General features: G+C 71.4%; 24 protein-coding genes. 10 read left to right on the plus strand and 14 right to left on the minus strand.

Translation table 11 applies throughout. The features are described from left to right. The first annotated feature begins 109 nt into the window (after positions 1–109). Both GCN81_RS23710 and GCN81_RS23715 read left to right on the plus strand, forming a co-directional pair. Complete coding sequence (locus tag GCN81_RS23710; RefSeq protein WP_156723196.1) at positions 110–1,390, plus strand: thymidine phosphorylase; 1,281 nt, start codon at positions 110–112, stop codon at positions 1,388–1,390. A gap of 60 nt (positions 1,391–1,450) precedes the next feature. After that, positions 1,451–1,801 carry an STAS domain-containing protein gene (locus GCN81_RS23715; protein ID WP_231626495.1) on the plus strand — a complete coding sequence of 117 codons (351 nt, stop codon included), beginning with the start codon at positions 1,451–1,453 and terminating at the stop codon, positions 1,799–1,801. Here the strand turns inward: GCN81_RS23715 and GCN81_RS23720 are convergent. The 3 genes from GCN81_RS23720 to GCN81_RS23730 all read right to left on the minus strand — a co-directional run bounded on the left by GCN81_RS23720 (position 1,706) and on the right by GCN81_RS23730 (position 4,667). Then, positions 1,706–2,692 (minus strand): sigma-70 family RNA polymerase sigma factor, encoded by a 987-nt coding sequence (locus GCN81_RS23720; RefSeq protein ID WP_156723199.1) that lies wholly within the window; start codon positions 2,690–2,692, stop codon positions 1,706–1,708. The two genes, GCN81_RS23715 and GCN81_RS23720, sit on opposite strands and share 96 nt — an antisense overlap. Positions 2,693–2,771: 79 nt before the next feature. Then, positions 2,772–3,326: a methyltransferase domain-containing protein gene (locus GCN81_RS23725; protein ID WP_156723201.1), complete on the minus strand. Its 555-nt coding sequence runs from the start codon at positions 3,324–3,326 to the stop codon at positions 2,772–2,774. An 18-nt stretch (positions 3,327–3,344) separates the two neighbouring features. Further along, entirely contained in the window at positions 3,345–4,667 is a 1,323-nt protein-coding gene (locus tag GCN81_RS23730) for an MFS transporter (RefSeq protein WP_156723203.1), read from the minus strand. A 62-nt stretch (positions 4,668–4,729) separates the two neighbouring features. Between GCN81_RS23730 and GCN81_RS23735 the strand changes: the two genes are divergently transcribed. After that, positions 4,730–5,764 (plus strand): LysR family transcriptional regulator, encoded by a 1,035-nt coding sequence (locus tag GCN81_RS23735; RefSeq protein ID WP_156723205.1) that lies wholly within the window; start codon positions 4,730–4,732, stop codon positions 5,762–5,764. A gap of 13 nt (positions 5,765–5,777) precedes the next feature. Here the strand turns inward: GCN81_RS23735 and GCN81_RS23740 are convergent, their stop codons facing one another. After that, on the minus strand, positions 5,778–6,677 hold the full coding sequence (locus GCN81_RS23740; RefSeq protein ID WP_156723207.1) for an alpha/beta hydrolase family protein: 900 nt from the start codon (positions 6,675–6,677) through the stop codon (positions 5,778–5,780). Positions 6,678–6,800: 123 nt separating this feature from the next. Here GCN81_RS23740 and GCN81_RS23745 point away from each other — a divergent pair, with 123 nt between their 5' ends. Next, positions 6,801–7,976 (plus strand): adenosine deaminase, encoded by a 1,176-nt coding sequence (locus GCN81_RS23745; RefSeq protein WP_156723208.1) that lies wholly within the window; start codon positions 6,801–6,803, stop codon positions 7,974–7,976. 148 nt (positions 7,977–8,124) lie between these two features. Next, complete coding sequence (locus GCN81_RS23750) at positions 8,125–8,436, plus strand: ATP-binding protein (RefSeq protein ID WP_156723210.1); 312 nt, start codon at positions 8,125–8,127, stop codon at positions 8,434–8,436. 115 nt (positions 8,437–8,551) lie between these two features. Here the strand turns inward: GCN81_RS23750 and GCN81_RS23755 are convergent, their stop codons facing one another. The 5 genes from GCN81_RS23755 to afsQ1 all read right to left on the minus strand — a co-directional run bounded on the left by GCN81_RS23755 (position 8,552) and on the right by afsQ1 (position 12,645). Then, complete coding sequence (locus GCN81_RS23755; protein WP_156723212.1) at positions 8,552–8,758, minus strand: PspC domain-containing protein; 207 nt, start codon at positions 8,756–8,758, stop codon at positions 8,552–8,554. Between the two features lie 67 nt (positions 8,759–8,825). Next, the gene (locus GCN81_RS23760) at positions 8,826–9,443 is read right to left on the minus strand and encodes a VanZ family protein (RefSeq protein ID WP_156723214.1); all 618 of its coding nucleotides are present in this window, start codon (positions 9,441–9,443) and stop codon (positions 8,826–8,828) included. Positions 9,444–9,566: 123 nt separating this feature from the next. Next, positions 9,567–10,196, minus strand: a complete 630-nt coding sequence (locus GCN81_RS23765; protein WP_156723215.1) for a hypothetical protein — start codon at positions 10,194–10,196, stop codon at positions 9,567–9,569. Continuing rightward, positions 10,193–11,971, minus strand: a complete 1,779-nt coding sequence (locus tag GCN81_RS23770) for an ATP-binding protein (RefSeq protein WP_197287527.1) — start codon at positions 11,969–11,971, stop codon at positions 10,193–10,195. Before GCN81_RS23770 ends, GCN81_RS23765 begins: the two co-directional genes overlap by 4 nt. After that, entirely contained in the window at positions 11,968–12,645 is a 678-nt protein-coding gene (gene afsQ1, locus GCN81_RS23775; RefSeq protein WP_197287538.1) for a two-component system response regulator AfsQ1, read from the minus strand. Before afsQ1 ends, GCN81_RS23770 begins: the two co-directional genes overlap by 4 nt. A gap of 178 nt (positions 12,646–12,823) precedes the next feature. Between afsQ1 and GCN81_RS23780 the strand changes: the two genes are divergently transcribed. Next, complete coding sequence (locus GCN81_RS23780) at positions 12,824–13,594, plus strand: SigE family RNA polymerase sigma factor (protein WP_156723221.1); 771 nt, start codon at positions 12,824–12,826, stop codon at positions 13,592–13,594. A 258-nt stretch (positions 13,595–13,852) separates the two neighbouring features. Here GCN81_RS23780 and GCN81_RS23785 read toward each other — a convergent pair whose 3' ends face one another. Further along, positions 13,853–14,521: a uridine kinase family protein gene (locus tag GCN81_RS23785; protein ID WP_156723223.1), complete on the minus strand. Its 669-nt coding sequence runs from the start codon at positions 14,519–14,521 to the stop codon at positions 13,853–13,855. Positions 14,522–14,633: 112 nt separating this feature from the next. Between GCN81_RS23785 and GCN81_RS23790 the strand changes: the two genes are divergently transcribed. After that, the gene (locus GCN81_RS23790; protein WP_156723225.1) at positions 14,634–15,065 is read left to right on the plus strand and encodes a hypothetical protein; all 432 of its coding nucleotides are present in this window, start codon (positions 14,634–14,636) and stop codon (positions 15,063–15,065) included. A gap of 143 nt (positions 15,066–15,208) precedes the next feature. On the opposite strand, the gene GCN81_RS23795 is transcribed toward GCN81_RS23790, so the two are convergent. From GCN81_RS23795 to deoC, 3 genes are read right to left on the minus strand one after another with little or no spacing between them, the layout of a single operon-like run. Further along, positions 15,209–16,114: an aldehyde dehydrogenase family protein gene (locus GCN81_RS23795; RefSeq protein ID WP_156723227.1), complete on the minus strand. Its 906-nt coding sequence runs from the start codon at positions 16,112–16,114 to the stop codon at positions 15,209–15,211. Next, positions 16,111–17,607, minus strand: coding sequence for an aldehyde dehydrogenase family protein (locus tag GCN81_RS23800; RefSeq protein WP_156723229.1), 1,497 nt, complete (start codon positions 17,605–17,607; stop codon positions 16,111–16,113). The genes GCN81_RS23795 and GCN81_RS23800 overlap by 4 nt, the downstream gene beginning before the upstream one ends. A gap of 5 nt (positions 17,608–17,612) precedes the next feature. Continuing rightward, on the minus strand, positions 17,613–18,587 hold the full coding sequence (gene deoC / locus GCN81_RS23805; RefSeq protein ID WP_156723231.1) for a deoxyribose-phosphate aldolase: 975 nt from the start codon (positions 18,585–18,587) through the stop codon (positions 17,613–17,615). Between the two features lie 90 nt (positions 18,588–18,677). Between deoC and GCN81_RS23810 the strand changes: the two genes are divergently transcribed. The 3 genes from GCN81_RS23810 (at position 18,678) to GCN81_RS23820 (ending at position 19,964) form a co-directional block, all read left to right on the plus strand. Continuing rightward, positions 18,678–19,265, plus strand: a complete 588-nt coding sequence (locus GCN81_RS23810) for a PH domain-containing protein (RefSeq protein ID WP_156723233.1) — start codon at positions 18,678–18,680, stop codon at positions 19,263–19,265. 64 nt (positions 19,266–19,329) lie between these two features. Continuing rightward, positions 19,330–19,587 (plus strand): hypothetical protein, encoded by a 258-nt coding sequence (locus GCN81_RS23815; protein ID WP_156723235.1) that lies wholly within the window; start codon positions 19,330–19,332, stop codon positions 19,585–19,587. Next, entirely contained in the window at positions 19,584–19,964 is a 381-nt protein-coding gene (locus tag GCN81_RS23820; protein WP_197287528.1) for a PIN domain-containing protein, read from the plus strand. Before GCN81_RS23815 ends, GCN81_RS23820 begins: the two co-directional genes overlap by 4 nt. A 435-nt stretch (positions 19,965–20,399) precedes the next feature. Here the strand turns inward: GCN81_RS23820 and GCN81_RS23825 are convergent, their stop codons facing one another. Then, a complete protein-coding gene (locus tag GCN81_RS23825) occupies positions 20,400–22,064 on the minus strand; it encodes a phospho-sugar mutase (protein WP_156723237.1) in 1,665 nt (554 codons plus the stop codon). Between the last annotated feature and the right edge of the window lie 66 nt (positions 22,065–22,130).

Raw genomic sequence — 22,130 nt, forward strand, 5'->3', positions numbered from 1 at the left:
TTTGAGGCCATCTTTGAGCCCGGCCGGCGAGGCCTTTCGGGAAGGGGCGGGGTGGGGGACATATCTCTGACGCGCACCCCACCCACTCCCCTGGAAGGGACCCAACCCCATGGACGTCATCTCCGTCATCCGCACCAAGCGGGACCGAGGCGTACTCAGCGATGACCAGATCGACTGGGTCATCGACGCCTACACCCGCGGCGAGGTCGCCGACGAACAGATGTCGGCCCTGGCCATGGCGATCCTCCTGAACGGAATGACCCGCGCGGAGATCGCCCGCTGGACCGCCGCGATGATCAACTCCGGCGAGCGGATGAACTTCAGCGCTCTCACCCGCCCCACCGCCGACAAGCACTCCACCGGAGGCGTGGGCGACAAGATCACCCTCCCGCTCGCCCCCCTCGTCGCCGCCTGCGGCGCCGCCGTGCCGCAGCTCAGCGGCCGGGGGCTCGGCCACACCGGCGGCACCCTGGACAAGCTGGAGTCCATCCCCGGCTGGCGCGCCCTGCTGTCCAACGCCGAGATGCTGGACGTACTGGACACCACCGGCGCGGTGATCTGCGCGGCGGGCGACGGCCTGGCCCCCGCCGACAAGAAGCTGTACGCGCTGCGCGACGTCACCGGCACGGTCGAGGCGATCCCGCTGATCGCCTCGTCCATCATGTCGAAGAAGATCGCCGAGGGTACGGGCTCCCTGGTGCTGGACGTGAAGGTCGGCTCCGGCGCCTTCATGAAGAACATCGACGACGCCCGCGAACTGGCCTCCACGATGGTCGGTCTCGGCACGGACCACGGCGTGAAGACCGTGGCCCTGCTCACCGACATGGCCACGCCGCTCGGCCTGACGGCGGGCAACGCCCTTGAGGTGCGCGAGTCCGTCGAGGTCCTGGCGGGCGGCGGCCCGGCGGACGTCGTCGAGCTCACCCTCGCCCTCGCCCGCGAGATGCTGGACGCGGCCGGGATCAAGGACGCCGACCCGGCCAAGGCCCTCGCCGACGGCTCCGCGATGGACGTCTGGCGTCGCATGATCGCCGCCCAGGGCGGTGACCCGGACGCCACCCTGCCCACGGCCCGTGAGCAGCACGTCATCACCGCCCCCGCCTCCGGCACCCTCACCCGCCTCGACGCCTACGACGTCGGCGTCGCCGCCTGGCGGCTCGGCGCGGGCCGGGCCCGCAAGGAGGACCCGGTCCAGGCGGGCGCCGGTGTCGAGCTGCATGCCAAGCCGGGCGAGCGGGTCACCGAGGGCCAGCCGCTGCTCACCCTGCACACGGACACCCCGGAGCGGTTCGAGTACGCGATCAAGTCCCTCCAGGGCGCGTACGACATCGACACGCAGGGCGCGAACGGCTTCACCCCGAACCCGATCGTCCTGGACCGCATCGCCTGATCCGGTCGGTGACCCGTGGGCGGGGCGATGAGTTCCGCCCCGCCCACGGGTCACCCCTGTGTGACAGCTACCCAACCAATCGTCGTCGCCCTCGGCCCCCGCGTCTCCCCGGCCGAGGTGCCCCTGCTGTGCGAGCGGGTGAGAGCGGCACTGGAGCACTCCGGCGCCGACGAACTCATCTGCGACGCCGCGGCCGTCTCCGAACCCAACCTGGCCGCCGTGGACGCCCTCGCCCGGCTACGGATCACCACCCGCACGGCCGGGGCGAGGATGCGCGTCCGCGACCCCAGCACCCGGCTCTGCGAGTTGCTGCTCCTAGTGGGACTTGTCGAGGTGCTGGGGGAGGTCGAACATCGGGAACCAGCGGTCGGTGTCCAGGAAGTTGGTGATCTCGACGATCCTTCCCCCTGACATCTCGACGACCTGGAGCGCCCACGGCTCGTACCGCCCGGGTGTCTCGGTCGGGTGGTACTGGCCGAAGGCCGGCGTGCCGTTCGCCACCGTCGGGACCAGCAGGGAGCCGCGGCAGACCGCGCCATGGCCGAGCATCCAGCCGGTGATGTTGTCGTACCCCGTGAGCCACAGGTCGTAGGGCGGCATGGACAGTACGGCGTCCTCGTGCAGCAGCGAGGTCAGGGCGTCCATGTCGTAGCCCTCGAAGGCCGCGACATAGCGGTCGAGGAGTTTCTTCTGATCCTCGTCCAGCGGGTCGGCGAGGTCCGTCTCGCGCATCTCCCGCTCGCCGATGGTGGCCCGCGCCCGTTGCAAGGCGCTGTTGACCGAGGCGACCGAGGTGTCGAGCAGCTCGGCGACCTCGCTGGCCTTCCAGGCCAGCACCTCGCGCAGGATGAGCACCGCACGCTGCTTGGCGGGCAGATGCTGTAGCGCCGCCACAAAGGCGAGCCGCACCGACTCGCGCGCCACCGCCGTCTCCGCCGGGTCGGCGGTGGACGGCAGCACCCGGCCGTCCGGCACCGGCTCCAGCCAGGTGATCTCGGAGCGCTCACTGAGCACCGCGGCGGCGACCGGCTGCGCTGCGGTCAGGTCCATCGGCCGGGCGCGCTTGTTGCCCGCGTTCAGCATGTCCAGGCAGACGTTGGTGGCGATGCGGTACAGCCAGGAACGCAGGGACGAGCGCCCTTCGAAGCGGTCGTACGCCCGCCACGCGCGGACGAAGGTGTCCTGCACCGCGTCCTCGGCCTCGAAGCCGGAGCCGAGCATGCGGTAGCAGTACCCCGTCAGCTCGGTCCTGTGCTTCTCCAGGCCCGCGTCCAGATCGGTTTTCGTCGCGCTGTCACTCATCGGTCCACACCCCTGCCGAGCCTCCGAAACCAACACCTCGGAAGCTACCGCACCCCACTGACAATGGCGCCCGAAGAACTCAGCGGCCCGTCCCACCAGCGGCGGAAGCCCTATGCCTGGCGCGCACCGCGAGCAGCGTCCCGCCCTCACCCAGGGGCCGCCGCACCGCCGTGGCCCGGAATCCGCCGTCCCGGAGCCGCCCGAGCACCGCCGACTCCAGCGGACCGACGGCCCGCCCGCGAGGCGGCGCGAAGCACAGCAGCACCTGCCCGTCCGGCTCCAGGAGCCGGCCGATGGCAGCCACCTCCCGCGTCGCGGGCCCGGTCCAGAAGAGGTTGACGTCACTGGCCAGGATCTTGTCGTACGTCCCCAGCGACGCCGGGTCCACATCGGCCAGCGCCAGCTGCCGGAACTCGGCCCGTCCGGCGTCCACCACCGCCGCGTTGCGCGCCCGGGCGGCGGCGATCGCGGCGGCCGACCGGTCGATAGCCACCAGCTGCCCGTCCCCGCCCGTGAGCCGCTCACAGATCAGCGCGGCGGCGACCCCACGCCCGCAGCCGACCTCCAGAATCCGCTCGTCCGCCCGCACACCCAGCAGCTCGACCGCCACCGACAACCGCTCAGGAACCCGCATGCACCTTCTCTAGCGGGATTACGCGTGCGAGGCCAGCACCGGCCGCTGACCGGCCCGCGCCCGCGCCCGTGCCGCGTGCGCGCGCTCCACCCGTGCCGCATGGGTGCCGTACAGCGTCACCGACACCACCCCGAGCACCGCCACCAGGCCCAGCAGCACCGTGCCCTGCCAGCCCAGGGTGTGGAAGGCGACCGCGCCGAGTATGCCGCCCACGCTGCTGCCCAGGTAGTACGCCGACTGATAGAGAGCCGACGCCTGCGCCCGCCCCACCTCGGCCGTCCGGCTCACCGCGGAGGACGCGACCGTATGCCCGGCGAAGAACCCGGCGGTGATCAGCACCAGCCCCGCCAGCACCAGGGCCAGCACATCGGCGAGCGACAGCAGCAGCCCGGCGGTCGTCGTACCCACCGCCAGATACAGCGCCCCGCGCCGCCCGATCCGCGCGACCAGCTGTCCGGCCGCGGCCGATGACACCGTACCGACCAGGTAGATCAGGAAGATCGAGCCGACGATTCCCTGCGGCAGCGAGAACGGCTCGTCGACGAGCCGGTATCCGATCACCGTGTAGACGGCGCCGAAGACCACCATGAACAGCGCCCCGATGACGTACAGACGGCACAGCAGCGGATTGGCCAGGTGCCCGCGTACGGTCCGTGCCAGCTCCCGGGGCCGCAGCGAACCGGCCGTGAAGTGCTGGGGCCGGGGCAGCAGGACGCGGAACAGGACCGCGCACACCAGCGCCATCAGACCCACGGCGGCGAGCCCCGCCCGCCACCCCCAGGCCTGCGCGACCCAGCCGGTCAGCACCCGGCCGCTCATCCCGCCGATGCTGTTGCCCGCGACGAAGAGTCCGATCGCCGCGACCAGCGCCTTGGGCCGTACCTCCTCGGCCAGATACGCCATCGCCGACGCGGGCAGCCCCGCCAGCGCCGCACCCTGCACCGCCCGCAGGCCCACCAGCCAGCCCAGGCTGGGCGCGAACGGGATGAGCAGCCCGACCACCACGGCGACCGCCAGCGAAACCGTCATCAGCGTCCGCCGCCCGAACCGCTCGGAGAGCGCGCTCAGCGGCAGGACGCACAGCGCGAGCGCCCCCGTGGCGGCGGAGACCGTCCAGCTCGCGGTGTCGGCCGTGACGGCGAACTCGGCGGAGATCAGGGGCAGTAGCGCCTGCGTGGAGTACAGCACCGCGAAGGTGGCGAGCCCCGCGGCGAACAGCGCGAGGTTCATCCGGAGGTAACCGGCCCCGCCCGGTGCCAGGCGAGAGTCAAAGGGAGCAGAGGAATCGGAGGCAGGGGCGTCCGCGTGCCTTGCGAACGCCCTGCTACTGGCAGGAGGCATGCTTTGAATCTAAGGAGGTGCAGTTCATGCGTCCAATGCATAAACAGGCCATAATCAATCCCATGGCGCATGACCGCAGCACACGCCCCACACGACCCCCTTTTGTTGAGGCGAAAAACTATCCCAGCGACCCCAGCGACCCCAGCGACCCCAGCGACCTGAGCGACCTGAGTCCCGACTCCTGGTCCGCCCTCCTCGCCCCCCGCCTCGCGTACTTCGCCGCCGTGGCCCGTACCGAACACGTCACGCGCGCCGCGCAGCAGCTGGGCATCCCGCAGTCCACGCTCTCCCGCGCCCTGGCCAGGCTCGAACAGGACCTCGGCGTCGACCTGTTCGCCCGCCGCGGCCGCACCCTGTCGCTCACGGCGGCGGGCCGCACCTTCCTGGCCTCCGTCGAGCGGTCACTCGGCGAGATCGACCGCTCCGCTGACGACGTACGCGCGGACGCGGACCCCGCCACCGGGAAGGTCGCCTTCGGCTTCCTGCACACCATGGGCTCCGAAGCGGTCCCCGAACTCATCCGGGCCTTTCGTGTGGACCACCCCCGGGTGCGCTTCAGCCTCGTCCAGAACTACGGCGAGTGGATGATCGAACGCCTCCGCACCGGCGAACTCGACCTCTGCCTGACCTCGCCGGTCCCCGACGCCCCGGACCTGGTCGCCCGACGGCTGGCCGAGCAGCGCCTGAACCTGGTCGTCCCCGCCGACCACCGGCTGGCCACGCGCAAGCGCATCCGGCTCGCCGAGGCCGCCGACGAAGCGTTCGTCACCCTCGAACCCCCTTACGGGCTGCGCCGCATCGCCGACGCGCTGTGCGCCGAGGCCGGGTTCCGCCCACGGGTCGCCTTCGAGGGCGAGGACGCGGAGACCCTGCGCGGGCTGGTCGCGGCGGGGCTCGGGGTGGCGCTGCTGCCCCCTCCGGCGTTCGCCCGGCCCGGGGTGGTCGAACTCGCGGTGACGGCGCCGCGGGCGGTGCGCGAGATCGGCGTCGCCTGGCTGGCGGGCCATCCCGACACCCCACCCGTAGCGGCCTTCAAGCGCTTCCTGCTCACCCGCAAGGGCACGATCGCCGCCCCCGCGGGCTCCCTCCTCCCGTAGGGCCTGTCCGGCGCTACCTGCGCAACGCCCGCCCGAACCCCGCCGCCAACGGCATCCGCAGCCCCAGCGGCGGTGGCGCCGCGAGCGCGTCGGCGACGGGCCGCGAGAAGCCCCGCTCGTACAGCGACCCCTGTACGAAGTCGGTCACCAGCGCCAGCACCTCGTCCCGGTGCTGACGCAGCCGGTGTCCGTCCGTGTGCACCTCGAACCGGCACACCTCGCCGTTGACCTTCTTCGCTCGCTCCGCCAGCCGGAAGGACAGCTCCGGATCGCTCCGCGTGTCAACCGTCCCGTGCACGATCAGCACCCGCCGTCCACGCAACTGCCCCACCGGCTCCGCCACGGGCTCCCGCGCCGACGCGCCCTCGTCGCCCGCATCGCTCGCGCCGCCCGCATCGCTCGCGCCGCCCGGAAGCCAGGGCGCCAGCGCCACCACGGAGTGCACGGCGGGGTGTCCTGCCGCGTGCAGCGCCGCCCGGCCGCCCATGCCGACCCCGACGAGGCACACCGGAACGTCCCCGTACCGGCGTACGACCTCGTCCACAGCCCACTCCGCGTCCCGCGCAGGCCCCGCCTCCGGGCCGTTCCACCCACGACACCGGTAGCGCACCACATGCGCGACCAGCCCCGACCCGGGTTCCGCCCCCGCCCCCGACCCCGACCCTGACCCGGGCCCCGACCTCGACCCCGATGCGGACCCCGACCCCACTCCGGGCCACGCCCCCGACCCCCGTACCACCCGCCGCGCCACACCCCACGCCCCCGCCAGGGCCACCGAAGACGCTCGCCGCGCCGACACCTCAGCGCCGCCGGGCAGCACCAGCACCACCCCGTTGACCCCGGACCCTGCCGCCCTGCCGCCCAGAACCCGCCCAAGTCGGGCATCACGTACCGGTGTTGCTTGCTGCGCCATGACAGCAGAGTCTCAGAACCCCAGATGTACGGAGCCGGGCCGCGGGGTCACTGTTGGGTATCGACACGGAGCCGCCCCGCCGTCGCAGGCGCGCTCTACGCGCGTAGGCGGTAGAGTGCGCCAATGACGAGCCAGACCAGGAGCCAGGCCAGCCAGAGCGCTCCCACCCCGACCCCGGACCAGATCCGCCGCGCACCCAAGGTGCTGCTGCACGACCACCTTGACGGTGGCCTCCGCCCCGGGACGATCATCGACATCGCCCGCGAGACGGGCTATCAGGGTCTCCCCGAGACCGAGCCCGACAAGCTCGGCACCTGGTTCAGGGACGCCGCCGACTCCGGCTCCCTGGAGCGCTACCTGGAGACGTTCTCGCACACCTGCGCCGTCATGCAGACCAAGGAAGCCCTCTACCGGGTAGCCGCGGAGTGCGCCGAGGACCTCGCCGAAGACGGCGTCGTCTACGCCGAGATCCGGTACGCCCCCGAGCAGCACCTGGAGAACGGCCTCACTCTCGAAGAGGTCGTCGAGGCGGTCAACGACGGCTTCCGCGAGGGCGAGCGCCGCGCCAAGGCCAGCGGCCACCGCATCCGCGTCGGCGCCCTGCTCACCGCGATGCGGCACGCCGCCCGCGCGCTGGAGATCGCCGAACTCGCCAACCGCTACCGCGACCACGGCGTCGTGGGCTTCGACATCGCGGGCGCGGAAGCGGGCTTCCCTCCCACCCGCCACCTGGACGCCTTCGAGTACCTCAAGCGCGAGAACAACCACTTCACCATCCACGCGGGTGAGGCCTTCGGCCTGCCGTCCATTTGGCAGGCCCTCCAGTGGTGCGGCGCGGACCGCCTCGGCCACGGCGTCCGCATCATCGACGACATCGAGGTCGCCGACGACGGCACCGTGCAGCTCGGCCGCCTCGCCTCCTACGTACGCGACAAGCGCATCCCGCTGGAGATGTGCCCGTCGTCCAACCTGCAGACGGGAGCGGCGAGCTCCTACGCCGACCACCCGCTGGGTCTGCTGCGCAAGCTGCACTTCCGCATCACGGTGAACACCGACAACCGCCTGATGTCCGGCACGAGCATGAGCCAGGAGTTCGAACACCTGATCTCGGCCTTCGGCTACACGCTCGATGACATGCAGTGGTTCACAGTCAATGCGATGAAATCAGCATTCATTCCTTTCGATGAACGTCTCGCCATGATCAATGACGTCATCAAGCCCGGTTACGCCGAGCTCAAATCCGAGTGGCTTTTCCAGCAGACCGCCTCGACCAGCGCTTCTACCGCGATCCTGGGCTGAGTCGACCGCCACCCGCACCTCACACGAACGGCCGGAAGGGGAACCTTCCGGCCGTTTTGTATGCGTTGCGAAGCTCATCGGCGCCTGGATAGCTTGCGGGACCGCGCAAAGATCCCCGAAGACCCCCGGCTCAGAGGACATATCCAAGATGAAGCAGTCTGCCGCCAAGACCCTCGGTGTCGCCGCGATCGGCGCCGCGTTCGCCGCCGCCGCTGCCGGTACCGCAACGGCCGCCCCGGCGATCCCGGACGTCGCGCAGGGGCTCGGCCCCGTGTCCGGCGTACTGCCGATCGGCGACACGGCTGGGACGCTCCCGGCCGGTGCCCCCGAGGCCCTGGGTGTCGGCCAGGACGCGCTGGCGAAGGGCACTGACCCGGTCACCGGCCTGCTCGGCGGCCTCCCGCTGGAGGGTGTGGCGCCGGGCGGTCTCCCCGTCGGGACCGGTCTCCCCCTCGGCTGACCTCCCTGGTAGACCGATCGGCACCCGGCGTACGGGCGACCGGCACCCGGCACACGAACGGGGTGCGCACCACACGGTGCGCACCCCGTTCGCCGTGTACGCGGCGGTTGGCGGTTCACCAGCTCGCGGCGGCCGGCTCCGGCTTCTCGTTCGGGATCATGATCCACATCGCGAGGTAGATCAGAAACTGTGGTCCTGGCAGCAGGCAGGACACCACGAAGATCACCCGCATCGTGGTCGCCGAGGTGCCGAAGCGCCGTGCCAGCGCCGCGCACACTCCGCCAATCATCCGTCCGTTCTGGGGGCGGGCAAGTGCCGTCATGGTCGCTCCTTCACGCGGTGTCTGATGTTTTCCACCGTACGAGCGCGAAGGGGGCCAAAGCGTCCCGCTAGGGGGCGATCCCGACCCTGGGAATCGTCGGGGTCGACCCCTGAGAAGCGGCCTCGTCCCGCGGCGGCACGGACAGCCGCCGCATCCCGACCTCACCGACCCCGCCACGCACACGATCACCCACGCGATCACGCACGCGATGACCCACACGTACGCGACGACGCAGCCGGGCCCTGGCGGCTGGCACCACGGCGAGATGGGCCAGTGCGACGCCCACGGTGTTCAGGAACAGCGAGTCCACATCGACGACCTGGCCCGGCACCCCGGTCTGCGCCAGCGCGATACCCAGCGACAGCAGCGCACCGGCGGCGACCGTACGGGTCAGCGACGCCAGCGGCGACACCTGAAGCCGCCCGCCGACCATCGGAAGCAGCACCCCGAGCGGGGCGAGCAGCAGCAGTTCCCGGCCCAGACTGCGCACGGCCGCCTCGGGTCCCAGGGCGAGGTCGGCCTTGATCCCGGCCAGGGGCTGCAAATTGGCGGCGCTCATCCACGGCACGTCCAGGGGACGCAGGGTGAGCCAGCCGACGAGCAGAAGGTGTACGGCCAGGAGGAGCACTCCTGCCGCACGGAAGCGAGTGGCGACGTTGCCGCCGCGCGAGCCATGACGCTGCACGTCCCCCAAGACGCCAGCACGGCCAGGATCGGTTCCGCGTGCCCCCACGCGCTCCATCTCCGCCCACCACGCGCCCTGGCGCGGCTGTGGAGACAAGCGTTAGGGCCTGTCCGGCGGGCAGCCCTAACCGCCGACTGTCTCCGTCGGTACGGGCACCGTGCCGGGGCGGGCGCGGAGCGCGTCCGTGCACGCGTAGCTGCGGAGGGGGTCGGAGCCACGGCCGCCCAGGATCACGGTGTCCTCGCCGCTCGCCACCGCGCTGTGCGCGAAGGTGCAGACGACCTGGGCCAGGGCGAACGGGGAGAGCCCTTCGGGTGGTGTGCTCAGCCGGAGCGCGGTCTTCGGGTCGCCCTCGCGCGGGCCCGTGACGGTCGCCCGAGCGCGCAGGTCCGTGGCGAAACCCGCCTGCGCCTCCTCCTCGGATGTCGGCTGCCGCAACGCGTCGAGCAGCGCCTGCGCCACCGGTACGCGTTCGTTCTCACCCGCTCCCGCGTCCCCGTCCGGGGCCTGGGGGAGCTCCACCGTCCGGTCCACCGCCACCAGCTGCGAACCACACACCAGGAAGACCTGCGCCAGCGTGCCCCCCGCCGCGCGCGCCTCGACGCCCTGCGCCGTGGTCACACACGCCACCCGCGAGGGCGCGGGCCCGAAGTCGGTCGGCACCTCCGTCGCCCTGATCCCGCACCCGGCGAGCAGCAGGACCCCACAGCCCGCGAGTACCGCACCCGCCCGCCGCACGCGCCACCGGCTCATCGGTCGGCCCCCCTGGTCGCGGCGTCGTGAGCGCTGTCGTGAGTGCTGTCGTGAGCGGTACCGCCAGTGGTACCGCCCGCGGTATCGGCGTCAGTGTCGACATCGACATCGACGCGGTCACCGGGGCGCCCCCTGAAGCCCCCGCCGCCGCCCTCGCGACCCTCGCGACCCGCACGGTCGCAGCCGTCCTCGCCGTCCGCCTCCCCGTCCGACGGGTCCTGTGGCAGCCGCAGGGTGAACACCGCGCCCCCCGCGGGCGAGTTGGCGGCGGTGATCTCACCGCCGTGGATATGCGCGTTCTCCAGCGCGATGGACAGCCCGAGCCCGCTGCCCTCAGACCTCGGCCGGGACGCGCTCGCCTTGTAGAAACGGTCGAAGACATGCGGCAGTACGTCCTGCGGAATACCCGGGCCGTTGTCGCGCACCTCGATGGTCAGCTCCGCTCCTCGTGCCGCGGAACGGGTCTCCCGTACGGACACCCGCACCGGAGATCCGCCGTGCTTGAGCGCGTTGCCGATCAGGTTCGCCAGGATGACGTCGAGGCGCCGCGGATCGAGCCGCGCCATGATCCCGCGCTCCGCGTCCAGGTCGACCGCGTCCAGCCAGGCACGGGCGTCGATACACGCGGTGATCTGGTCCGCGATGTCCACGTCGTCCAGGACCAGCCGCGCGGTGCCCGCGTCAAAGCGGGTGACCTCCATCAGGTTCTCCACCAGGTCGTTCAGCCGTCGCGTCTCGCTGACCACCAGACGTACCGCCGGAGCGATCATCGGGTCGAGGCTGTCCTCTTCCTCCTCCAGGACCTCCGTCACCGCCGTGATCGCGGTCAGCGGCGTCCGCAGCTCGTGCGACATGTCCGCGACGAACCGCCGACTGGACTCCTCCCGCGCGCTCATGTCCGCGACCTTCTTCTCCAGCGCGGCCGCCGTGCTGTTGAACGTACGGGACAGCTCGGCCAGTTCGTCGGTGCCCGAGACCCGCAGCCGGGTGTGCAGCTCGCCCTCGCCGAGCCGCCGCGCGGCGACCCCCAGCCGGTGCACCGGCTTGAGCACCGTCGTCGCCGCGGCCTGCGCCAGCAGCGCCGCGCCGACCAGTGCCAGCGCGGTGGCGATCCCCAGCGACCAGCCCAGCGAACTGAGGTCCTGCTCCTCCGCCTCCAGGGACTTGAGCATGTACCCGGTCGGCCCGCCGTCCCCGATCACCCGCGCCCCGCCCACCAGATAGGGCGTGCCGTCGGTGACGATCCGCTGCCAGAAGACGTGGTACTCGTCCTTGTTGCCGCCGCCGACGGGCTGCCGCTTGTTCACCGTGTCCCGGAGGGACTTCGGGACGTCGTCCCGGGTGAAGGTGTCCAGGTCGGAGTTGCCGACCACCGTCTTGCCGTCCGCGTCTCTGGCGATCAGCAGCACGCTGTAGCGCTGGCTGCCGAGCGACATCTGGACGGCGGCACGCCGCAGTTCGTCCTTCGTCGGGTCCTTCGGAAGCGACGCCGCGCGGTTCTGCATCTCTTCTTTGAAGTCGTTCAGCGCCGCGTCCTGCGTGCGGGTCAGCACGGCCTCGCGATTGAGCCAGTACGCGATACCCGAGGCGGAGACCGCGGCGGTCAGCGCCACCAGGCCGAACACCACGACCAGCCGCAGCCGCAGGCTGGTGAACCGCAGCCGGGCGAGCACCGTCCTACGTGGCCCGCGCCGCGCGCCGCCGCCGTCGCCGTCCTCGACGTCGTCCGCCGGTGTCCGCGCCCGTGACTCCGCCTGAGTCTCCGCCCGTGTCACTGAGGGCTGTCCAATCGGTAGCCGACCCCGCGCACCGTACGGATCAGCGTGGGCGAGGACGGTACGTCCTCCACCTTCGCGCGCAGCCGCTGCACACAGGCGTCCACCAGACGGGAGTCCCCGAGGTAGTCGTGCTCCCAGACCAGCCGCAGCAGCTGCTGGCGGGAGAGCGCCTGCCCCGGCCTGCGGCTCAGCTCAAGCAGCAGCCGCAGCTCGGTGGGCGTCAGCTGGAGGTCCTCGCCATCCTTGGTGACCGTCATCGCGGAACGGTCGATGACCAGGCTGCCGAAGACCGCCGAGTCGTTGGCCTCCCGCTCGCCGCGCCGCAGCACCGCGCGGATACGGGCGTCGAGCACCCGCCCCTGCACCGGCTTCACCACGTAGTCGTCGGCGCCGGACTCCAGGCCGACCACCACGTCGATGTCGTCGTTACGCGCGGTCAGCAGGATGATCGGCAGCTGGTCGGTGCGCCGAATGCGACGACACACCTCAAAACCGTCGATACCGGGCAGCATCACATCCAGCACGATCAGGTCGGGCCGTTGCTCGCGCAGCAGCTTCAGACCATCCTCGCCGGTGGCGGCGGTGGCAACACGATGCCCCTGGCGCGTCAGCGACAGCTCCAGGGCCGTGCGGATGGCGTCATCGTCCTCGATCAGCAACAGGGAAGGCACAGGGGTCATTCTGACCCATGGTGCGGTGCGGTATCGACAGTTGGAGCGCTCCCATCATTCCCACCCAGGCAAGGAGACCTTGTGACAGGTCTGTGACAGTCGACGGACACCGTCATGAAGTCGCGGCGAGAGTCTTTTTCTCGAAGCCGCACACAGACTCCACGACGGGGGGCGCGAGATGAACACGCTGCAGCACCGCACCAGCTCAAGCGCAGTTGTCACGCGTCTGCACGACGTCGTACGGGGTGATCGGAATGAGCGGAATGAGAAGTCCGGTGCTGTGAGCGGGCGGGGGTGCGCTCGCGGCACCGGGCGTCAGCACACCACGTACCTGAAGGTGGTTGACGCACGTCAGGCCGTGGCGGGCGACGGGGGCGCCGCCGCGACGGGGGAGCGTAAGGCCCAGGTCCAGGACCAGGCGACGGAGGCCGCAGCCGCCTTCACCGCCTACGTCCAGGAGCGCCGCGCCTCGCTGTACGCCACCGCCTACCACCTGACCGGCGACCGGTTCGAGGCCGAGGACCTGCTGCAGAGCGCGCTGTTCTCGACCTACCGGGCCTGGGACCGGATCAGCGACAAGGCGGCCGTCGGCGGCTATCTGCGCCGGACGATGACTAACCTGCACATCAGCGCCTGGCGGCGGCGCAAGCTCAACGAGTACCCGACCGAGGAGCTCCCGGAGACGGTGGGCGACACGGACGCGATGCGCGGCACCGAGCTGCGCGCGGTCCTCTGGCAGGCCCTGGCCCGGCTGCCTGAGCTGCAGCGCACCATGCTGGTGCTGCGCTACTACGAGGGCCGTACCGACCCTGAGATCGCGGACATCCTCGACATCAGCGTCGGTACGGTCAAGTCGAGCATCTGGCGGTCACTGCGCCGCCTGCGCGAGGACGAGGCGCTCAGCCTCGGCCGCGACCTTGAGGAGTCCTTCGGCGAGCTGGTCGCGTAACACGCCGAAGGCTGGGGGAACGGGGAGCAGGGGGGCGTCGCTTCGGGGGAGGCGGCGGAGTGGGGGGACTGGGGGATCGGGGGGAGTGGGGAAACGGGGGACCACAGGTCCCCTGTGGGGGCCCCACGGGGGATTAAGGGGAAAACGCACAGCGGGATCGGAGGCTGGGGGCCTACGGTCCCGCTGTCGCGTGCGGTGGGTGCGCTAGGTGCGCTGGGTGCGGTGCTGTGGTGCCTGCGGTGATGTGGTGTGGGTGGGTTACGGCGTTGAGGCGCGGGCCTTTACACAGCGGCCCGCCGCCGCCGCGGCGAGGCGGCCCAGGGCCTCGGCCTTGCCGCACGGGTGTGCGCCGAGTGCCGCCTGGCGGCTGACGATGGCGCGTTCGGCGCGCATCAGCCGCCAGCCGCGGCGGAGCAGGAACGGCACTGACTTGCGCCCCTCCTTGAGGTCCCGCAGCAGCCGCCGCCGGAAGGTGGTGCTGGCGCGGCCCCGCAGGCACAGGGCGTCGGCCAGGACGCCCAGTTCGCGGCAGCGCCCCACGATGTCCGCGGCGAAGATCCCCTCCGCGACGAACAGCGGCGTGCGTTCGATGTCGAGCACCTCGGTACCGGTCCGCGCGCTGGTGGCGATGTCGTACACCGGCACCCGGGTGCGGCCCGTGCGGCACAGCTCCTCGATCGCGGTGACCGCGGCGTTCGCGTCCCAGGCCGCCGGGGAGTCCCAGTCGATGTCCGTACTGCCGCTGACCAGGGGCAAGGAGGGGTCGTCGCCCTCCTTGTAGAAGTCGTCGAGGCAGAGCACGGGCAGCCCGGAACGGGCGGCGAGTGACGACTTTCCGGAGCCGGACGGGCCGGTCAGCAGCACGACCCGGGTCGGTATCGAGGGATGGGAGCTCACGGGACACCAGTGTGAGGCATTCGGCCGCATGGGCGACCCCGGGGGACAGCCTTTGAAACCAGCGTCACACGACAACTACTATCCGTGCGCACTCGGTTACCGCAGGGCAGGTTCGGATCAGAGTCGGATAGGTGGCGCACCCATGGCACGACAGGCAGCAGGGCAGGCAGCGGGGCAGGCGGCAGGACGCACGGCACGGCACGCGGCGCCCGGGAGGCAGGCCCGCGCCCTGTTGCGTACGGGACTGACCCTGGCGGCCGCGGGCGCGGCGCTCGGCGTGGGCGGCGGCGCGGCGAACGCGGAGCCGCTCGACGGCATCGTCTCCACCAGCCCGGACCAGCCGCTGACCAAGACCGTCACGGACACGGCGGCCAGCGCCCTGGCCCCGGCGAAGAACCTCCAGCTGGACCCCCTGGCGAACACGGGCGTCGACCCGCTGGACAACGCCGCGGGCACCCAGGTGGCCGACTTCCAGCCGGTCTCCACGGCCGCCGCGACGGGGCCGCTGACCGACGGCGGGTCCCTGGGCAGCCTGCCGGTGACGGGCGACGTGCTGGGCGTGCTGCCTGGGTGACGCCAGGGGCCCGGCCGGGTGCGACCGGGTGCGGCCGGGGTGCCCCGGAATGACAGGAGCCCCGCCTTCCTGGACGGAGGAAGGCGGGGCTGGTCTTTGGGCGTCCGGCCAGTACGTGGTCAGCCGGTCAGCCCGTCAGCCGGTCAGTACGCCGAGCCCGACGCGCCCAGCGACCCCGTCGGGTGCCAGACCGTCTTGGTCTCCAGGAACGCCGTCAGGCGGTGAGTGCCCGGGTCGGCGGCGAAATCCACAGGCTGTGGACGGAGGACGCGCTTGAGGTTGTCCGCGGCCGCGATCTCCAGCTCCTTCGCCAGTGCGTCGTCCGTCACGCCCGTCAGATCGATCGCGTTGACGTCCTGGTGCGCGGCCAGCGGGGCCGCGAGCTCCGCCGTACGGCCGGACAGGATGTTGACGACGCCGCCGGGCACATCGGACGTGGCCAGCACCTCGCCGAGTGACAGCGCCGGGAGCGGTGCCTGCTCGGAGGCGATGACGACGGCGGTGTTACCGGTCGCGATGACCGGGGCGAGCACCGAGACCAGCCCCAGGAACGACGACTCCTGTGGCGCGACGACGGTGACGACACCGGTCGGCTCGGGCGTGGAGAGGTTGAAGAACGGTCCAGCCACCGGGTTGGCACCGCCGACCACCTGGGCGATCTTGTCGGTCCAGCCCGCGTACCAGACCCAGCGGTCGACCGCCGCGTCCACGACCGCCGCGGCCTTGGACTTCGACAGACCCTCGGCGTCGGCCACCTCGCGCACGAACTGGTCCCGGCGGCCCTCCAGCATCTCCGCGACGCGGTAGAGCACCTGGCCGCGGTTGTACGCGGTCGCCCCCGACCAGCCGCCGAAGGCCTTGCGCGCGGCCACGACGGCGTCGCGCGCGTCCTTGCGGGAGGAGAGCGGCGCGTTGGCGAGCCACTTGTTCTTTGAGTCGCTCACTTCGTACACCCGGCCGCTTTCGGAGCGGGGGAACTTGCCCCCGACGTACAGCTTGTAGGTCTTGAGGACGCTCAGTCGCGAGGAAGAGGAATCAACTGTGCTCATTTGCGCTCACCCTTCGGGCTCGACGGGGCGAGGTACGCCTCCAGGCCATGCCGACCGCCCTCGCGGCCGAAGCCCGACTCCTTGTAGCCGCCGAACGGCGAGGTCGGGTCGAACTTGTTGAATGTGTTGGCCCAGACGATCCCGGCGCGGAGCTTGCTGGCCACCGAGAGGATGCGGGAACCCTTCTCCGTCCAGATGCCCGCCGACAGGCCGTACTGGCTGTTGTTGGCCTTCGCGACCGCCTCGTCGGGCGTACGGAAGGACAGCACCGACAGCACCGGGCCGAAGATCTCGTCCCGCGCGATGGTGTGCGCCTGGGTGACGTTCGTGAAGAGCGTCGGCGCGAACCAGTAGCCAGCGGAGGGCAGTTCGCACGGCGCCGACCAGCGCTCGGCGCCCTCGGCCTCACCGGTCTCGGTCAGGGCCGTGATCCGGGCCAGCTGCTCGGCGGAGTTGATGGCGCCGATGTCGGTGTTCTTGTCGAGCGGGTCGCCGAGGCGCAGCGTGGAGAGCCGCCGCTTCAGCGAGTCGAGCAGCTCGTCCTGGATCGACTCCTGGACCAGCAGCCGCGAGCCCGCGCAGCAGACCTGGCCCTGGTTGAAGAAGATGCCGCTGACGATTCCCTCGACGGCCTGGTCGATCGGGGCGTCGTCGAAGACGATGTTGGCGCCCTTGCCGCCCAGTTCGAGTGTGAGCTTCTTGTCGGTGCCCGCGACCGTGCGGGCGATCTGCTTGCCGACGGCGGTCGAGCCGGTGAAGGCGACCTTGTTGACGTCCGGGTGCGCGACGAGCGCGGCGCCGCTGTCGCCGTAGCCGGTGAGGATGTTGACGACGCCCTTGGGCAGTCCGGCCTGGCGGCAGATGTCGGCGAAGAAGAGCGCGGAGAGCGGGGTCGTCTCGGCGGGCTTCAGGACGACCGTGTTGCCGGTGGCGAGCGCTGGCGCGATCTTCCAGGCGAGCATCAGCAGCGGGAAGTTCCAGGGAATGACCTGGCCCGCGACGCCGAGCGGCCGTGGGGCCGCCCCGTAGCCAGCGTGGTCCAGCTTGTCGGCCCAGCCCGCGTAGTAGAAGAAGTGCGCGGCGACCAGGGGGAGGTCCGCGTCGCGGGTCTCCTTGATCGGCTTGCCGTTGTCGAGGGTCTCCAGGACGGCCAGCTCGCGCGAGCGCTCCTGGATGATCCGGGCGATCCGGAAGAGGTACTTGGCGCGCTCGGCGCCCGGCAGCGCGGACCACATCTCGAAGGCCTTACGGGCGGCCTTCACGGCGCGCTCGACGTCGTCGGCGCCAGCCTGCGCGACCTCGGAGAGAACCTCTTCGGTGGCGGGCGAGACGGTCTTGAAGACCTTGCCGTCGGCGGCGTCGCTGAACTCGCCGTCGATGAAGAGCCCGTAGGAGGGGGCGATGTCGACGACGGAGCGGGACTCGGGCGCGGGCGCGTAGTCGAAGGCCTGGGCTGCTGCCTGTGCCGCGGCCTGTGGTGTCTGGGATGCCATGGTGATCAGTCCACCGTCACGTAGTCAGGGCCGGAGTAACGGCCGGTGCTCAGCTTCTGACGCTGCATGAGCAGGTCGTTCAGGAGCGAGGACGCCCCGAAGCGGAACCAGTGGTTGTCCAGCCAGTCCGCGCCCGCGGTCTCGTTCACGAGCACCAGGAACTTGATCGCGTCCTTGGTGGTGCGGATGCCGCCAGCGGGCTTCACACCGATCTGGATACCCGTCTGGGCGCGGAAGTCGCGTACGGCCTCCAGCATCAGCAGGGTGTTCGCCGGAGTGGCGTTCACGCCGACCTTGCCGGTCGAGGTCTTGATGAAGTCGGCGCCGCCGAGCATGCCGATCCAGCTGGCGCGGCGGATGTTGTCGTACGTCGACAGCTCGCCGGTCTCGAAGATGACCTTCAGCCGGGCCTCGCCGCAGGCCTCCTTCACGGCGACGATCTCCTCGTACACCTTGAGGTACCGGCCGGAGAGGAAGGCGCCACGGTCGATGACCATGTCGATCTCGTCGGCACCGGCCGCGACGGCGTCCCGTACGTCCGCCAGCTTGATGTCGAGCGCGGCGCGGCCCGCCGGGAAGGCGGTGGCCACGGAGGCGACCTTGACGCCGGAACCGGCGACGGCCTCCTTGGCGGCGGCCACCATGTCCGGATAGACGCAGACGGCGGCCGTTCTCGGGGTCGTACGGTCGGTGGGGTCGGGGTTGACCGCCTTGGCGCCGAGCGCCCGGACCTTGCCCGGGGTGTCCGCGCCTTCCAGCGTGGTCAGGTCGATCATGGAAATGGCCAGGTCGATGGCGTACGCCTTCGCCGTGGTCTTGATCGAACGGGTGCCTAGCGAGGCGGCGCGGGCTTCGAGTCCGACCGTGTCGACGCCGGGCAGTCCGTGCAGGAAGCGGCGCAGCGCGCGGTCCGACGCGGTGGCGTCGGCGAACGCGGGCGCGGCGAGTGCTGCGGATGCTGCGGGTGCAGTGGTGGGCATGGTCACGAGGGGAGCATATCTACGCGCGTAGCGGCTTGTGAAGCCCTGGGCTCTCCTTCTTCAAAACCGAGGTGGTGGACAATCGATTCCATGACGAGCTCTGACCGGCAGCCCACCGAGCCTGCCGAGCCTGCGTACGCCGACCGCGCCTACCGTTCCGGTGGGGGCATCGTCGGTGGCGTCCTGATCCTGGCCCTCGGAGCGTGGCTGGGCGGCGACGCCCTCATCCGTGGCGAGGGCCGGGTGCCCTGGGTCGCACTCGCGGCCCTGGTGTTCGCGGTGCCGCTGGTGGTCGCGTACACCGTGCGGCCCGCGGTCTTCGCGAACAACGACCGGCTCCGGGTCCGTAACCCCTTCCGGGTGATCACCCTGCCCTGGGCGTCGGTCGAGGGGCTGCGGTCCGGCTACACCACCGAGGTGTACGCGAAGGGCGGTACGAAGTACCAGGTCTGGGCCATCCCGGTATCCATCCGGGCCCGCAAGAAGGCCCGCAAGGCGGGGGCGGGGGCGGACAAGGCCCCGTCCGACGAGGCGGTCACCGAGCTCAACGAAATCGCCGAACGTGAGGCGAAGAGCCCGACGGCCCAGGGCGACCCGGAGATCCGCTGGGCGTACGAGATCCTGATCCCGGCGGCGGCGGGCGCGGCGCTGCTGGGCGCGCTGCTGCTGATCGGTTAGGACTTCTTGCGTGGGTACGGGTGCGTACCCGTACCCTGTGAGGGTGAGCCGAAGGAGCCTCGTCATGTCTGACGCGAACGTCCGCATCCCCACCGAAGCCCGGGACCGACTCGCCGAGATAGCGGCCGGTGAGGGGCTTTCGCTGCGCGCTTACCTCTCGCGCCTCGCTGACTCGCTGCTGACTCCCGCCGAGCGGGCCGAGCGGGCCGAGCAGACACGTGCCGCGCTCCACGCGTGGAACGGCTACAACCCCACGCAGGACGAGCAGGCCGAGTTGGACGCGGAGCTGGACCGGCGCCTAGGCGAGGCGGGAGCCCGGTGAGCAACGCCTTACACGTGGTCCTCGACGACACGGCCATGGTCGCCGCCGGAACCGGCAACGTCCTGGCCTCCCGTCTGATTCACCGAGCACAAGCCGAGCCGGGCTGGTTCCTCTACGCCCCGACATGCGCGCTGATTGAGGCGGACCGTGCCCGCCCGGGTACGGCTGAGCACATCGCCGCACTGCCCGGCGTCACGATCCTCGGCCTCGACCTGCCTGCCGCTCTCGCCCTCGCCCGCGACGCCACCTGGGCCACGGCACACGCCCGGTACGCGGCACAGCCCACCCCGGAGCGAACCGACGGCGCCGTCATCGCTACCGCGGCCCCGCAGGTGTGGAAGGGGCAGCCCGTTCGCGTGATCGACCTCAACCCCTGACAGGGCGTCCCACGTCCTCAGGTCGCCGCGAGCACCGTGCGTAGGCGCGTGGCGAAGGCCGCGGGGTCGTTGACGAAGCCGATGTGGTCGCCGGGGAACAGGGTGGGGTCGGCGTCCAGGAGCTTGGCCAGGCGCGGGAGGCGGCGGCGTCCATCGGGGCGCCGACCAGCACGCGGAGCGGGCCGCTGCCCCGTACCTCGTAGTGCAGGCGTGCCCCGGGCACCTGGAGTGAGTGCGGCGTGCTTGTTGTTCCGTGCGTGGCCATGAGGGCTCCGAGTCCGTGAGGCTGCGATCCGTTGCTGGTGATGCAGACCTTGTGGGCGGCGTGGACTCATCGCTGTTCGGCGAGGATCTTGCGGAGTTGTGCGTACGGCCCCCTCCCCGGAGTGTGCTCCGGGGAGGGGGCCGTGTGCCGTACGCCGTACCGCAATCGCGTCAGATGCCTGCCGCAGCCGCCAGGTCGCGCTTCAGTGCCGCCAGGCGGTCCGTCGCCTGCGCGCGTGCCGCGTCGAGTGCCGCGGGCTCGCTGCCCGCGACCGGGACCACGACCTCCAGGTAGCACTTGAGCTTGGGCTCGGTGCCGCTCGGGCGGACGATCACGCGCGCGCCGTCCAGCGTGTAGCGCAGGCCGTCCGTGGGAGGCAGGGCGTCCGTGCCCTGGGTCAGGTCCTCGGCGCGGGTCACCGCGAGGCCCGCGAGGGACACCGGCGGCTGGGCGCGCAGCTGGCGCATCGCGTCCGCGATCACCGAGAGGTCCTCGACCCGTACCGAGAGCTGGTCGGTGGCGTGCAGGCCGTGTTCGACGGCGAGCTCGTCCAGGAGGTCGAGGAGCGTGCGGCCCTGCTCCTTGAGCTCCGAGGCCAGCTCGGCGACCAGCAGCGCCGCGGTGATGCCGTCCTTGTCGCGTACGCCTTCGGGGTCGACGCAGTAGCCGAGCGCCTCTTCGTAGCCGTAGCGCAGGTTCTCGACTCGGGCGATCCACTTGAAGCCGGTGAGCGTCTCCTCGTAGCCGAGACCGGCGGCATCGGCGATGCGGCCGAGGAGCGAGGACGAGACGATCGACTCGGCGAAGGTGCCGGTGACGCCTCGGCGCACGAGGTGCGCGGCGAGCAGCGCGCCGACCTCGTCGCCGCGCAGCATCCGCCAGCCGCCGTCGCCCGCCACGCGCGCGTCCGGCACGGCCACCGCGCAGCGGTCGGCGTCCGGGTCGTTGGCGATGATCAGGTCGGGGGAGGGGGTCGTACGGCGGGCCGTGGCGAAGGCCAGGTCCATCGCGCCCGGCTCCTCCGGGTTGGGGAAGGCGACCGTCGGGAACGCCGGGTCGGGATCGGCCTGCTCGGCGACGAGCACCGGCGCGGGGAACCCGGCGCGGGCGAAGGCGGCCAGCACCGTGTCCTTGCCGACGCCGTGCATGGCCGTGTAGACGGCGCGGGCGGTGCGCGGGGAGCCCGGGGCCAGGACCGCGTCCGTACGCTCCAGGTAGGCGTCCAGGACCTCGTCGCCGAGGGTCTGCCAGCCGCTGTCCGGGCGGGGTACGTCGGAGAGCGCGCCGATCGCGGCGATCTCGGCGGCGATCTCGGCGTCCGCGGGCGGCACGATCTGCGAGCCGTCGCCGAGGTAGACCTTGTAGCCGTTGTCGCGCGGCGGGTTGTGGCTCGCGGTGACCTCGACTCCGGCGACGGCGCCCAGGTGCCTTATGGCGAAGGCGAGCACGGGGGTCGGGAGGGGGCGGGGCAGTACGGCGGCTCGCAGCCCGGCGCCGATCATCACGGCTGCCGTGTCACGGGCGAAGTCGGCGGACTTGTAGCGGGCGTCGTAGCCGACGACGACCAGGCCGCCGTTCTTGCCCTGCCCCTTCAGGTACGCGGCGAGACCGGCCGCGGCGCGGATCACGACGGCGCGGTTCATCCGCATGGGGCCCGCGCCGAGTTCGCCGCGCAGGCCGGCGGTGCCGAACTGGAGGGTGCCGCTGAAGCGGTCGGCGAGTTCGTCGGTGGCCTCGGTGTCGATGAGCTTGGCGAGCTCGTCGCGGGTCTCCGTGTCGGGGTCTTCGGCCAGCCATGCCTTGGCCCGAGCGATCAGGTCGTCGTGCTGCTGCACCGTGTCCTCAGCCTCTCGTGTTGCACTGGTCGCACTGCGATGCGTTGTTGTGGGGCGGGCGGGGTG

It is taken from the genome of Streptomyces apocyni (assembly GCF_009739465.1).
Classification (GTDB): domain Bacteria; phylum Actinomycetota; class Actinomycetes; order Streptomycetales; family Streptomycetaceae; genus Streptomyces; species Streptomyces apocyni.